Raw genomic sequence first — 13,019 nt, 5'->3', positions numbered from 1 at the left:
ACAGTGACAGATACCGGCCGGACAGCTCATCGAGGTCCAAAGGCGTCACCCCACCACGGTCCCGGAACCACCGCCGCGCCGTCGACCCCGTCACCCTCGCCGCAGCAGCAGCCGCCGATGTCGACGCGCCCTCCCAGACCACCGCCCGCCAGAACGCCCGCTCCTTCTCCCGCGTGACCGCCACCAGCACACCCCTCCATCAGGGTGTTGCAAGCACCGCCTGAACTCGAGTCACCTGATCACCAGCGCGCAGCTCAGGGGCAGCCGGTGTTCCAGCCGGTGAGCGCCGGCCAGTCGTGCTCGAAGCCGAGCACGCCGTACCGGCCGGTGGCCAGCGGGAACAGCGCGCCGCGCTCCGGGCCGAAGCCGAGCCAGCGGGCGGTGAGGATCCGCAGCAGGTGCCCGTGCGCGACCAGCGCGACGTCCCCGTCGGCCAGCAGCGGGCGTGCCTTCGCCAGCACCCGGTCGACGCGTTCGGCGACCTGCGCCAGCGACTCCCCGGGGGTGTCGCCGGGCTCCGTGCCGTCGGCCCACAGCGACCACGACGACCCCAGCTCCTCGCGGATCTCCGGGGTGGTCTTGCCCTCCCAGCGGCCGTAGTCGACCTCGACCAGGTCCGGCTCGATGACGGTCTCGATGCCGCCGTCGAACAGCCCGGCCAGCTCCGCGGTGCGCCGGGCCCGCACCAGCGGGCTGACGAAGGCGTGGGTGATCTCCCGCTGCGCGAGCACCGGTGCCACCCGGCGGGCATCGTCCTCACCGCCGGGCAGCAGGGGGAGGTCGGTCAGGCCGGTGTGCTGGCCGCTCGTGCTCCACTCCGTCGCTCCGTGCCGGACGACGACGATCTCACCCACGACGTGCCTCCCCTGCGGGCACCGGTTCCGGCCCCGCGTTCTCGTTCCCGGTGCGGCCGCCGGCGGACGTGGTGCCCGCGACGGCCATCACGACCACTGCGCCGAGGATGACCAGCAGCGGCAGTGTCCAACCGCCGGTCGCCTCGTGTGCCGCTCCGATGACCAGCGGACCGGTCGCCGCGACGGCGTAGCCCCCACCCTGCACCATCGCCGACAGTCGCCGGTTCTCGGTCAGGTCGCGGGAGCGGCGCACGATGGCGATGAAGACGACGGTGATCCCGCCGCCCTGCGCGATCCCGGCCAGGCCGCACCACAGCGGCCATGCAGCCGGCGCGACGAGCAGCCCGACCGGGAGGGTCGCCCACACGACCGTGACGGCCAGCAGCACCAGCGACGGACGCCCCCACCAGGCCACCAACGCCGGCACGGAGAACGCGCCCACGACGGCCAGCACCTGGAACAGCGACGAGCTGACGCCCGCCTCCGCCCGGGACATCCCGTTCTCGTCGGCCAGCAACGTGGGCAGCCAGGCCGTCGCGCCGTAGTAGCTGAACGCCTGGCCGGCGAAGGCCAGCGTCAGCCCCCAGGCCGCCGGCTGGCGCCACACCGACCGGCCGGGTGCGACCGCGGCGGGCGGCGGTGGCGCGGTGCCGGCCGCCTCGGCGGCGGCGGCCCGGGCGGTCTGGCGGCGCAGGCCGGCGGTCCAGACGGTGGCCGCGACGACGACCAGCAGCCCCCAGGCGGCCAGCGCCGCCTGCCAGCCGACCAGGTCGGCCAGGGGTGCGGTGAGCGCGGAGGTCAGGGTCGAGCCGATGTTGAGGGCCGCGGTGTAGGCGGCGGTGACCACGTTGGTTGCGCCGGGGAAGTCCCGGCCGATCACCACCGGGACGACGACGTTGCCGATCGTGATGGCCAGCCCGATGACCACCGTGCCGGCGATCGCCGCCTCCGGGCTGCCCAGCGAGCGCACCAGGGTGCCGGCGAGCACCCCGGCCATCGAGACGACGACGGCCCGGTGCACGCCGGTGCGGGCGATGAGCAGCGAGGCCAGGGGCGCGGCCAGCCCGAAGCACAGCACCGGGATGCTGGTCAGCAGCCCGATGATGCCGGCCCCGATGCGCAGGTCGGCGCGCAGCGCGTCGGTGACCGGGGCGACCGCGACCAGCGGGCCCCGCAGGTTCAGCGCGACCAGCAGCACGCCGGCCAGCAGCAGGAGCGGCAGGGCCGCCGTCCCGGGCCGTCGTCCTCGTTGCACCGGTCCACCTTCCTCCAGGCCGGATCGGGTCAGGACGGCGGGGCCGGGCTGTGCAGCCGGTCACAGCGGGTGGTGTCGGGAAGGACTGGTGGGCTCGGTCGCTTGTGCGCAACAGGACCCCCGCGGCACGGACCGGGGGCTGTCGACCTCAGGAGGACCCATGACCACCGCCACCACGCCGCTCACCTTCGACCTCGGCGGCGACCTCACCGTCCACCGCCTCGGCTACGGCGCCATGCAGCTCACCGGGCCCGGCGTCTGGGGCGAGCCGGCCGACCGCGCGGGCGCGCTGGCCGTCGTGCGGGCCGCCCTCGAGCAGGGCGTCGACTTCATCGACACCGCCGACTCCTACGGCCCGCAGGTCAGCGAGCAGATCATCGCCGAGGCGGCGTTCCCGTACCCCGACGGCCTGGTCATCGGCACCAAGGCCGGGCTGACCCGCACCGGCCCCGGCGTGTGGCCGGTCTGCGGGCGCCCGGAGTACCTCACCCAGCAGGTCGAGCTCTCGCTGCGCAACCTCAAGGTCGACCGGATCGACCTGATCCAGCTGCACCGCATCGACCCGCAGGTGCCGCTGGCCGACCAGCTCGGCGCGTTCGCCGACCTCAAGGAGCAGGGCAAGGTCCGGCACATCGGCGTCTCCGAGGTCTCCGTCGACGAGCTCAAGGCAGCCCGCGAGATCACCGAGATCGTGAGCGTGCAGAACCTGTACAACCTGACCAACCGGCAGTCGCAGGACGTGCTGGACTACGCCACCGCCGAGGGCATCGCCTTCATCCCGTGGTTCCCGATCGCCACCGGTGACCTGGCCAAGCCCGACAGCCCGGTCGCTGCGGTGGCCGAGGAGCTCGACGCCACGCCGTCGCAGGTGGCGCTGGCCTGGCTGCTGCAGAAGTCGCCGGTCATCCTGCCCATCCCGGGCACCAAGTCGGTCGAGCACCTCACCGAGAACATGGGCGCCGCGCAGCTCACCCTCTCCGCCGACGAGGTCGCCCGGCTGGACGCCCTGGCCTGAGCGCCGGCCCCGCCGCCCACCGGCCGGCGGCGGGGCGGTCCCACACCGTCCCGGTGGTCGCGGTTCCTGCCGCGGGCACCGGGACGGTGTGCGTCCTCGGGCGGGTCAGCCGCCGCTGGTGGTCACGCCCCCCGGCTCCGGGACGCCCGTCTCGTCGCCGGGGTCCGGCTCCTCGGGTGAGACGGTGGCCTCCACGTCGACCGTGCCGGCGTCGGCGAACTCCAGCGTCACCGGCACCGCCTGGGCCGAGCGCAGGCTCTGGGTCAGCCCGACCACGGTGAGCCGCGCGACCCCGTCGTCGCCGAGCAGCACCGTCTCGCCGGCCGGGATGGTGAGGTCCACGCCGGTGGTGCCGTCGGCGTCCCGCACGTCGGTGAACCCCTCGCCGGTCACCCCGACCAGCCGGGCCTCGGTCGGGCCGGTGTTGCTGATCGCCATCTGCAGCTCGACGTCAGCGCCGGCCTCCCAGACGCCGTCCGGGGGGTAGGGCAGCTCGACGTCGGTGACCTTGACGTCCTCGCTGACCCGCTCGTCGGCCATGGCGTTCCCGCCCGGCACCTCGACCCCCGGGGTCTCGCTGGGCACGTCGTTGCTGCAGGCGGCGGTGCTCAGCGCGGCGGCCAGCGCCAGCACCGGGGCCCAGCGGCGTGCGGTGTGCTCGCTCATCGTCGTCCTCTTCGTCGTCCTCTGTCGGTCGGCTGCCCGTGGGGTACCCGCGGGTGGCCGGCCGGCGCGACGGGAGCCCCGACGTCATCTGTTCGTAAGGTCGGGTGCGCCGCCGGTGCCGGCGCGGCACCATGTCGGCGTGGACACCGATGTCTTCCGCCAGGTCAAGGACGCCGTTCGCCAGCTGGTGCGGGAGGTGGTCGTCCCCCGCGAGGAGGAGATCGACCTCCACGACCGCATCCCCGACGAGCTGCACGCCGCCGCCGCCGAGATGGGGCTGTTCGGCTACGCGCTGCCCGAGGAGCACGGCGGGCTCGGCGTCACGATGAGCGAGGACGTGCAGCTGGCCTTCGAGTTCGGCTACACGACGCCGGCGTTCCGCTCGCTGTTCGGCACCAACAACGGCATCGCCGGGCAGGTGATCGCCAAGTTCGGTGACGAGGAGCAGCAGAAGACCTACCTCCCGCGGCTGGCGGCCGGGGAGCTGATCGGCTCCTTCGCGCTCACCGAGGCCGAGGCCGGCTCCGACCCGGCCGGGCTGCGCACCACCGCCCGCCGGGACGGCGACGAGTGGGTGATCAGCGGGGGCAAGCGCTACATCACCAACGCGCCGATCGCCGACCTGTTCGTCGTCTTCGCCCGCACCGACCCGGCCGAGCGCGGTGGCCGCGGCATCTCCACCTTCGTCGTGGACGCCACCGCCCCCGGGGTCACCGTCGGCCCGCGGGACAAGAAGATGGGCCAGTCCGGCGCCTGGACGGCGGAGGTGTTCTTCGACGAGGCCCGGGTGCCCGCCTCGGCTCTGATCGGCGAGGAGGGGCGCGGCTACGCGAAGGCGCTGACCGTGCTCTCCCGCGGCCGGCTGCACATCGCCGCGCTGTGCGTCGGCATGGCGCAGCGGGTGCTCGACGAGTCGGTCGCCTACGCCGCCACCGCCAAGCAGGGTGGGGCGCCGATCGGTCGGTTCCAGCTGGTGCAGGCGATGCTCGCCGACATGCACACCGAGCTGCTGGCCGCCCGCAGCATGGTCGTCGACGTCGCCGCCCGCTACGACTCCGGCGAGGACACCTCGGTGGGCCCCTCGGCGGCGAAGCTGTTCTGCAGCGAGATGGTCGGCCGGGCCACCGACCGTGCGGTGCAGGTGCACGGCGGACTGGGCTACCTGCGCACCACGCCGGTCGAGCGCTTCTACCGCGACGCCCGGCTCTACCGGCTCTACGAGGGCACCAGCGAGGTGCAGAAGGTGATCATCGGCGGCGCGCTGCTCCGCGCCGCCGGCATGCCCCGGAGCTGGTGAAGGACCCCCTCGCCCCCCACCGCTCGCAGGCTCGCGGCGGGCCCCTGCGAGGGGGCCGGCCCGCGGGCTAGGCGGGGGTGTGCTCGGGGCCGGTGCCGCCGTGCAGCAGCGGGCCGGTGTGCCCCTGACCGCTGCCCAGCGCGGCCACGAACTCGCGCAGCAGGTCCCCGCCGTTGTGCGTGGCCCGCCACCCCAGCTCGCTGCGTGCCCGCGTGGTGTCCAGCGGCGGCACGCCCAGCCCGAGGTCCAGCCAGCCCGGCTCGATCTGCAGCACGTGGGCCAGGAACGCCCCCTGCATGCCGGCCCGGAGCACGGCGGCCGGCACCGGCACCCGCCGGACACCGAGCGCCCGGGCCAGCCCGTCGGCGTCGAAGTGGGGCGGTGCCGAGATGTTGAACGGCCCCGGTGCCCGCCGGTCGAGGATCCGGGCGATCGCGTCGGCGACGTCGTCGGCGTGCACGAAGCCCAGGTGCAGCGAGCCCGGCAGCGGCAGCGGCAGCAGCCTGGCCACGGCGCCGGGCAGCGCGCGGGCGGCCGGGAAGGCGATCGGGCCGAGGAAGTAGCGGCCGATCTCGCTGGCCGCGTCGGGCTGCAGCACCAGCGTCGGGCGGGTCACCGAGACGGTGACGTCGGGGTGCGCGGCGTCGAACTCGGCCACCATCCGCTCGCACTCGACCTTCTGCCGGCTGTACTGCGAGCTGGGCACACCGGTGGCCGGCCAGTCCTCGCCCACCGGGTGGGTCTGCGGGCCGGCGGCGTAGGTGCCGATCGAGGACATGTGCACCACGTGCGGCACCCCGGCGGCGCCGGCGGCCGCCAGCACCCGGCGGGTGCCCTCGATGTTCACCGCGTGCAGCACCTCCGGCTCGCGGTCGGGGACCAGCGCCCAGGCCAGGTGCACGACGGCGTCGACCCCGTCCAGGAACTCGGCCAGCACCGCCTCGCTGTCGGGGGACTGCAGGTCGGCGGTGTACCAGCGCACCCCGGCGTAGGGCTCCGTCTGCGGCGGCCGACGCCGGGCCAGGCCCCGCACCTCGGTGACGCCGGCGTCGGCGAGCCGGCGCAGCAGCGCCGTCCCGACGTTGCCGCTCGCGCCGGTGATCGCCACGGTCGCGCCCGAGAGGAGTCCGCTGGGTGTCTCAGCCATGCCGGACCGCTACCCCTGCGGCGCGGCAGTCACCCGTCCCCGGTCCGATGGGTCGGCGGCAGCCGGCGCGGGCCGGCCTCCGCGGGGCGCGGCCGGTCCTCCGGGTACAGCCGCACCGCGATCAGCGCGACGTCGTCGGCGGCGTTCTCCGGCACCAGGCGGGTCAGCAGCGTGTCGCAGAGCTCGGCCAGCGGTGCGCGACCCAGGTCGGCCAGCGCCGCCTGCAGCGCGGCGAGCCCGGCGTCCAGGTCCGATCCCCTGCGCTCGACCAGCCCGTCGGTGAACAGCAGCAGCGTGGCGTGGTCGGGCAGCGGCGCCTCGTGGTCGGCCCGGACGATGTCCGGCGCCACGCCCAGCATCAGGTCGGGCCGGGTCTCCAGCAGGGTGCTCGTGCCGTCGGGGGAGAGCAGCAGCGGCGGCAGGTGGCCCGCGCTGGCCCAGCGGAGCAGCCGGGTCGGGGAGCCGGGCCGTCGTTCGATCCGGGCCAGCAGCGCGGTGGCCAGGGTGCTCACCGCCAGGCCCTCCGCCGTCCGCTCGGCCCGCTGGAGGACGGCGGGCAGGTCGCCGGCGTGGTCGTAGGCCAGCGCCCGCATCAGCCCCCGCCACTGGCCCATCGCCGCGGCGGCCCGGCTGTCGTGCCCGACCACGTCACCGATCACCAGCACGGTCGCCCCGTCCGGCTGCAGGAAGGCGTCGTACCAGTCGCCGCCGACCTGGGCGCCGTGCGCCGCCGGCTGGTAGCGGACCACGACGTGCAGGTGGTCCGGCTCCGGCGGCGGGGTGAGCAGCGCCTGCTGCAGCCGGTCCGACAGCGCCCGCTCGGTGGCCGCCTGCTCGGCCAGCCGGTGCAGCTCGGCGGCCTGCTCGGCGGCGGCCAGCCGGTCGGTCAGGTCGCGGAAGGAGACGACCACCCCGGTCACCGCGCCGTCCTCGACGGTCGGGACGGCGACCAGCTCGACCGGCACCGGCGTGCCGTCGCGGTGCCAGAACACCTCGTCGTCGGCCACCACCCGGGTGCCGGTGCGCAGCGCCCGCCAGATCGGGCACTCCTCGACCGGGTAGGGGGAGCCGTCCCGGCGGCGGCCGTGGATCAGGGAGTGCTGCTCGCCGCCGAGCTGTTCGGCCCGGCTGCGGCCGGTGATCCGTTCCGCCGCGGGGTTGACGAACTCGACGCGGCCCGAGGTGTCCAGCCCGTAGATGCCGTCGGCGGTGTTGGCCAGCACCTTCTCCGACAGCTCCAGCGCCCGGGACAGCTGCGCCTCCACCGCGCGGAGGGCGGACAGGTCGGCGGAGCGGGCGGCGTCCAGCCGGCGCAGTGCCTCGGCCTCGGCCTCGGCGGCGGTGGCCTGCGCGGCGGCGCGGTCGGCGGCCTGCCGGTCGGTGACGTCGGTGCCGCTGGGCAGCAGGTAGCCGACCCCGGTGGCCTGGTCGTGCACCAGCTGCACGGTCAGGTCCAGCAGCCGCTCGGTGCCGTCGGCGCAGGTGTACGGCGTCCGGCCGCGCACCGGAGGCCCTCCCGCGGCGACCTGGGTGCACCAGTCGCGGACCTGCTGCTGGACGGCGGGATCGCCGGCCCACCAGTCGGTCGCCCAGAACGGCCGGCCGATCTGCTCGGTCGCGGACAGCCCGCAGCCCTCGAACGCCGCGCGGTTGGCGTCGAGGAGGGTGCCGTCGGTGCGGCAGATCACGAGCAGCGCCAGGGGCGTGTCGTGGAGCGCGCGGAACCAGGCCGGCGCACCACCGCCGGCGGGCGCGTCCTCGGTGACGGAGTCGGTTGCGGGTGGCTGGATGACGGCTCCTGTCCTGTCGGGGTGGTGGGCCTGGGCTCACCGTGCCGAACCGGGCCGAGCATGTAGGAGGCCCGTCAGGGTGCAGCCCGGCCGGCTGCGGCTGGCGTGTCCTCCAGCACCTTGCCACGCAGCTCCGGCAGGCCCCAGGCGGCCAGCGCGCCGAGGAGGAAGAAGGCGGCGAAGGTGCCGAACACCAGGCCCGTGCCGCCGGCCTCGAGCAGCCGGGGCACGCTCAGCGGCGCGGCGATGGAGGCGATCCGGCCGAACCCCGCCGCCGCCCCGGCGCCGGTGGCCCGCAGCGGGGTCGGGTAGACCTCCGGCGTCACCGCGTAGAGCGCCCCCCAGGCGCCGAGGTTGGAGAACGACAGGACCATCCCGGTGACCAGCACCGCGGTCTCCCCGCCTGCCCCGGCGAACAGCGCCGCACCGGCGGCCGAGCCGAGCAGGAAGACCGCCAGGGTCGGCCGCCGGCCCCACCGCTCGATCAGCAGCGCGGCCGCGGCGTACCCGGGCAGCTGGGCCAGGGTGATCAGCAGGGTGAAGCCGAAGGACCGCACCAGCGAGAAGCCGTTGGCCACCAGCAGGGTGGGCAGCCAGATGAACGCCCCGTAGTAGGCGAAGTTGATGCTGAACCACACGCCCCACAGCGCGGCGGTGCGCCCCGCGGTGCCCGCTGCCCACAGCGCCCCCGACCCCGGACCCGACGACCAGGCGGCGGTGCTCCCGGGTGAAGGGCAGCCGGTCGAGCCGGGCGGCCCGGGTCAGTGCCGGCGGGTCGCCGGAGAGGTGTTCGGCGCTCATCGCCTGCCGCTACCCGCGGGGTGCGTCGGGTCGGTCATCTCCCCGCTGCGCGGTGCGCACGTGCGCGGTGACCAGCTCGCCGACGCGCTCGGCGGCCAGCTCGGGGAGCCAGTGGTCGACGTCCTCGAGCACCTCCAGCGCGTAGCGGGCCGTGACGAACTCCCGGGTGGCCTCGGTGGCCGTGCGGCCGAGGAACGCGTCCCGGGCGCCCCACACGTGCAGCGTCGGCACCGTGACGGTGCCCACCGGGGCGCCGGGCAGCGGCAACGCGCGGTACCAGTTCAGCGCCGCGGTCAACGCGCCCGGCTCCCGCATCCGGTCGACGTAGTGGTCGACCAGGTCATCGGGCAGCCCACCCCGGCGGAGCATCCGGCGCAGCACCGCGCCCTGGCGGGCCAGCAGCAGGCCCTCGGGCACGGCGGGCAGCTGGAAGAACCCGATGTAGCCCGACCGCAGGCCCTGGTCGCTGTGCAGCACCGCCTGCGTCATGGCGGCCGGGTGCGGCACCGACAGCGCGGTCAGCGTGCTGACCCGCCACGGGTGCCAGGCGGCCAGCGCCCACGCCGCGACGCCGCCCCAGTCGTGCCCGACCACGTGCGCCCTGGACAGCCCGGCGGCGTCCAGCAGGGCCAGCACGTCGTCGACCACCTCGCGCAGCGTGTACGCCGACCGTCCTGGCGGCCGCGCCCCCGGGGAGTAGCCGCGCTGGTCGGGGGCGAGGGTGCGCAGCCCGGCCGAGTGCAGCACCGGTGCCAGCCGGTCGAAGGCCCCGCCGTCCTGCGGGAAGCCGTGCAGCAGGACGACCGGCTCGCCGCCGGCCGGGCCGGAGTCACGGACGTCGAAGACCAGGTCGTCCCGGCGGAAGGTGTCCATGCCGGGCTGTGTGCCCGGTCCGGGCAGCTCCCACGCTCAGGCGGGGACGACCGCTGGCGCGGGCTCGGGGACGACGTGGGCGAAGACCGACGTGGGCTGCCCGTCGGAGTCGCGGACCACCGAGACCCGCACGCTGACCGGCACCTGCGAGCCGTCGGCGTGCCGGAAGCTGGTGGACAGCTGCGTCCGGCCCGACGCCCGCCCGAACAGCTCGCTGAGGGCGGCGGTCTGCGTGGGCCGGTCGTGCAGGGGCGTGAGGTCCTGCACCCGCTGGCCGTGCAGCTGCTCGGTGGGCGTGCCCAGCAGGGTGGCCATGGCCCGGTTGGCCCGCAGCAGCGAGCCGTCCGGGCGGGCCAGCAGCATGCCGATCGGGGCGTCGTCGAAGGCGTGCCGGAACATCAGCTCGCTGTCGGCCAGGGCCCGGCGGGCGGCGACCGTGGCGGTCACGTCCTTGGACACCGACAGCACCTCCCGCACGGCGCCGTCCTCGCCGACCAGCCGGCGGGTCTCGCTCTGCAGCCAGCGCACCGTGCCGTCGCGGTGCACTGCCCGGTGCACGCCCCGGCCCTCCGCGTGGCGGGCGGCGAACTCCGGGTCGACGGCGAGACGGGCCACGTCGTCGGGGTGCAGCAGCTGGGCCACCGACGTGCCGACCAGCTCCTGCGGCAGCCAGCCGAGGATGGGGCCGCTGCCGGCCGAGGCGTAGGTGATGACCCGCTCGGGGGTGGTGACGAGCACGAGCTCGTCGTTGCCGCCCAGCGGCAGGACGGCGCCCTCGGCCAGCGGCTCGGCCAGCGACCGGGAGGTGAGCAGGGCGGTGAGCCGGGCGGAGGCGGGCTCGGGCCGGCCGAACAGCCAGCCCTGCGCGGAGTCGCAGCCCATCGCGACCAGCTGCTGGGCCTGCTCGGTGGTCTCCACGCCCTCGGCGCAGACCCGGCGCCCCAGGCTGTGCGCGGCCTCGATGACCAGCCGCGCGAGCACGGCGTCGGCGGTGTCGCTGGTGACCCGTTCGATGAACGAGCGGTCGACCTTGACCAGGTGCACCGGCAGGGCCCGCAGCAGGCTGAGCGCCGAGTGCCCGGTGCCGAAGTCGTCCAGCGCGAGCCGGACGCCGAGGTCGCGCACCTGCTGAAGGCGGGCGGCGGTGGCGGCGAGGTCGGTGATCGCCGCGGTCTCGGTGATCTCCAGGCACAGCCGGTCGGGGGCCAGGCCGCTGTCGGTGAGCGCCTGGGTGACGTCGTCGATGAACCCGCGCTGGGCGAGCTGCACCGGCGAGACGTTCACCGCGACGGTCGGCGGCACACCGGAGGGGCCGGTGGGCCAGCCGGCCGCCTCCTCGCAGGCGGTGCGCAGCACCCAGCGGCCCAGGTCGACGATCAGGCCGGTGCGCTCGGCGAGCGGGATGAACTGGTCGGGGGGCACCCGGCCCAGCTCGTCGTCCTCCCAGCGCGCCAGCGCCTCGACACCGGTCACCCGGGCCGACGGCAGGGAGACGACCGGCTGGTAGTGCAGTGCCAGCGAGCGAGCCTCGATGGCCTGGCGCAGCCGCCGTTCCATCTCGTGCCGGGCCCGGACGGCGGTGGTGTCCTCGGCGTCCTCCAGCAGCTCGGTGCCGAAGTGGGCCACCCGGCCCCGGCCGAGCGACTTCGCCCGGTACATCGCCAGGTCGGCCTGGTGCAGCAGGGCGTCGGGGGAGTCCGCGCCGGCGTCGACGCCCACGCTGGCGCCGAGGCTGACCAGCTGCTCGCCGACCTCGACGGTCCCGCGCGGGGTGAGCACGAAGGGCGCGGCGGCGGTCAGCACGATCCGCTCGGCCAGCGCCGTGCTCTGCGCGGTGGTCAGCGGCGCCGCGGTGAGCACCGCGAACTCGTCGCCGCTGAGCCGGACGACGAGGTCGTCGGTGCGGGCGACGGTGCGCAGCCGGGCGGAGAACTCGACCAGCACCTCGTCGCCGGCGCCGTGGCCGAGGTGGTCGTTGACGTCCTTGAAGCGGTCCAGGTCGATGAAGAACAGCACCCCGGGGGTGCCCGCCGCGTGGGCCTGGCGCAGCCGCTCGAGCAGGAACAGCCGGTTGGGCAGCCCGGTGAGCGGGTCGTGCAGCGCCTGGTAGGCGTACTGCTGGGCGAGCTGCTCGAAGACGGCGGTCACCGGGGCGACCCCGAGCCGCCCGTCGGGCCAGCTGACCAGCACCCCGTCGAGCAGGTGGTCACCGGACGCGCGGCGGTGGATGACCGCGGCGGCCACCCGGGCCACCGGGCAGTCGACCGGGAACTCCAGGGCCGGCGGCGGCGCGCCGTCGGAGACCCGGCGCCGCTGGTGCAGCAAGCGGCCGTAGCCGAGCCGGCCGGTCATGGTCACCTCGAACCACGTCCGGCTGACCAGCAGGGGTGCGCCGGGCGCGTCGACGACGACCCAGCGCAGCGTCGCATCGCGCCGGAACATGCTGTCCAGCGCCGCCATCGTGGTGGTCGCCGGCACCCGGTGTGCCGGCAGTGCGAGCGAACCGAGGGTCGCCTCGGTCTGGGTCAGGGCCAGCTCTGCGGTGAGCGCGACCTGCAGCACGCCGCCGGGGAGGGCGGCGTCGAGCGTCGTCCCGGTGCTGGTCATCCTCGCTGTGCCTGCCTCTCGTGGTCCCCGTCCGTGGTGACGCGGCCAGTGTGTGGGCCGTTGCTCAGCGTGACGACCACCCCTCACCCATCCGAGTCGATCTTGGTGCCGGGGTGTTTGGTGCACCGGGTGGCGGCGTCGGGGACGATGGAGCCGTGGTGGCGTCTCCGGCAGCAGAGCTGATCGTCCTGGTCGACGAGGACGGGACGGCGATCGGCAGCATGCCCAAGCCGCTGGTCCACCACGGCGACACACCGCTGCACCGGGCCTTCTCCGCCTACCTCTTCGACGACTCCGGGCGGCTGCTGGTCACCCGCCGCGCGGACTCGAAGGCGACCTTCCCGGGGATGTGGACCAACACCGTCTGCGGCCACCCGGGGCCGGGTGAGGCCGACGACGAGGCCATCGCCCGCCGGGCCGACTACGAGCTGGGCCTGACCGTCGACCGGCTGCGCCCGGCCCTGCCCTCCTACCGCTACCGGGCGGAGTTCCGCGGCGTCGTGGAGAACGAGGTGTGCCCGGTCTACCTGGGCCGGTTCGCCGGTTCCCCGGCCCCGGACCCGACCGAGGTGGGGGAGTGGGAGCTGCTGGACTGGGCCGCGTTCCGGGCCCGGCAGGAGACCACCCAGTACGACGCCTGGTCGCCCTGGTGCCGGGAGCAGGCCCGGCTGATCGAGGCCGCCGGCCTGCTGGAGGGCCTGGCCGCCACCTGAC

Annotated in this window: 11 protein-coding genes and 1 pseudogene; 3 read left to right on the top strand and 9 right to left on the bottom strand. The window is 75.3% G+C overall.

Annotation, left to right across the window (positions count from 1 at the left end):
• The 3 genes and pseudogenes from ACJTNH_RS13230 to ACJTNH_RS13220 all read right to left on the bottom strand — a co-directional run.
• A pseudogene (locus ACJTNH_RS13230) lies at positions 1-184 on the bottom strand (IS30 family transposase); the annotation flags it as partial.
• 70 nt (positions 185-254) lie between these two features.
• Complete coding sequence (locus tag ACJTNH_RS13225) at positions 255-854, bottom strand: histidine phosphatase family protein (RefSeq protein WP_458176367.1); 600 nt, start codon at positions 852-854, stop codon at positions 255-257.
• On the bottom strand, positions 847-2,109 hold the full coding sequence (locus tag ACJTNH_RS13220; protein ID WP_458176365.1) for an MFS transporter: 1,263 nt from the start codon (positions 2,107-2,109) through the stop codon (positions 847-849). The genes ACJTNH_RS13225 and ACJTNH_RS13220 overlap by 8 nt, the downstream gene beginning before the upstream one ends.
• Positions 2,110-2,269: 160 nt before the next feature.
• Here ACJTNH_RS13220 and ACJTNH_RS13215 point away from each other — a divergent pair, with 160 nt between their 5' ends.
• Complete coding sequence (locus ACJTNH_RS13215) at positions 2,270-3,124, top strand: aldo/keto reductase (RefSeq protein ID WP_458176363.1); 855 nt, start codon at positions 2,270-2,272, stop codon at positions 3,122-3,124.
• Positions 3,125-3,229: 105 nt separating this feature from the next.
• On the opposite strand, the gene ACJTNH_RS13210 is transcribed toward ACJTNH_RS13215, so the two are convergent.
• A complete protein-coding gene (locus tag ACJTNH_RS13210; RefSeq protein ID WP_458176361.1) occupies positions 3,230-3,790 on the bottom strand; it encodes a copper chaperone PCu(A)C in 561 nt (186 codons plus the stop codon).
• 139 nt (positions 3,791-3,929) lie between these two features.
• Here ACJTNH_RS13210 and ACJTNH_RS13205 point away from each other — a divergent pair, with 139 nt between their 5' ends.
• Positions 3,930-5,087, top strand: coding sequence for an acyl-CoA dehydrogenase family protein (locus ACJTNH_RS13205; RefSeq protein ID WP_458176359.1), 1,158 nt, complete (start codon positions 3,930-3,932; stop codon positions 5,085-5,087).
• Between the two features lie 67 nt (positions 5,088-5,154).
• Here ACJTNH_RS13205 and ACJTNH_RS13200 read toward each other — a convergent pair whose 3' ends face one another.
• The 5 genes from ACJTNH_RS13200 to ACJTNH_RS13180 all read right to left on the bottom strand — a co-directional run bounded on the left by ACJTNH_RS13200 (position 5,155) and on the right by ACJTNH_RS13180 (position 12,305).
• Positions 5,155-6,234 (bottom strand): NAD-dependent epimerase/dehydratase family protein, encoded by a 1,080-nt coding sequence (locus ACJTNH_RS13200; RefSeq protein WP_458176357.1) that lies wholly within the window; start codon positions 6,232-6,234, stop codon positions 5,155-5,157.
• A 29-nt stretch (positions 6,235-6,263) separates the two neighbouring features.
• Positions 6,264-8,024 (bottom strand): SpoIIE family protein phosphatase, encoded by a 1,761-nt coding sequence (locus ACJTNH_RS13195; RefSeq protein WP_458176371.1) that lies wholly within the window; start codon positions 8,022-8,024, stop codon positions 6,264-6,266.
• Between the two features lie 74 nt (positions 8,025-8,098).
• A complete protein-coding gene (locus tag ACJTNH_RS13190) occupies positions 8,099-8,662 on the bottom strand; it encodes an MFS transporter (RefSeq protein ID WP_458176355.1) in 564 nt (187 codons plus the stop codon).
• Between the two features lie 172 nt (positions 8,663-8,834).
• Entirely contained in the window at positions 8,835-9,698 is an 864-nt protein-coding gene (locus tag ACJTNH_RS13185) for an alpha/beta fold hydrolase (RefSeq protein WP_458176353.1), read from the bottom strand.
• 36 nt (positions 9,699-9,734) lie between these two features.
• On the bottom strand, positions 9,735-12,305 hold the full coding sequence (locus ACJTNH_RS13180; protein WP_458176351.1) for an EAL domain-containing protein: 2,571 nt from the start codon (positions 12,303-12,305) through the stop codon (positions 9,735-9,737).
• Positions 12,306-12,463: 158 nt separating this feature from the next.
• Here ACJTNH_RS13180 and idi point away from each other — a divergent pair, with 158 nt between their 5' ends.
• A complete protein-coding gene (gene idi, locus ACJTNH_RS13175) occupies positions 12,464-13,018 on the top strand; it encodes an isopentenyl-diphosphate Delta-isomerase (protein ID WP_458176349.1) in 555 nt (184 codons plus the stop codon).
• Position 13,019: the final 1 nt, after the last annotated feature.

It is taken from the genome of Modestobacter lacusdianchii, from assembly GCF_054177765.1.
Note: the sequence above shows the minus strand (reverse complement) of the source record. Positions and strands in the feature narration are given on the sequence as shown.

Bases quoted from the DNA above. Each gene is read 5' to 3' on its own strand.
- ACJTNH_RS13180 (WP_458176351.1), bottom strand. From the start codon at position 12,305: ATGACCAGCACCGGGACGACGCTCGACGCCGCCCTCCCCGGCGGCGTG.
- ACJTNH_RS13210 (WP_458176361.1), bottom strand. From the start codon at position 3,790: ATGAGCGAGCACACCGCACGCCGCTGGGCCCCGGTGCTGGCGCTGGCC.
- ACJTNH_RS13185 (WP_458176353.1), bottom strand. From the start codon at position 9,698: ATGGACACCTTCCGCCGGGACGACCTGGTCTTCGACGTCCGTGACTCC.
- ACJTNH_RS13215 (WP_458176363.1), top strand. From the start codon at position 2,270: ATGACCACCGCCACCACGCCGCTCACCTTCGACCTCGGCGGCGACCTC.
- ACJTNH_RS13200 (WP_458176357.1), bottom strand. From the start codon at position 6,234: ATGGCTGAGACACCCAGCGGACTCCTCTCGGGCGCGACCGTGGCGATC.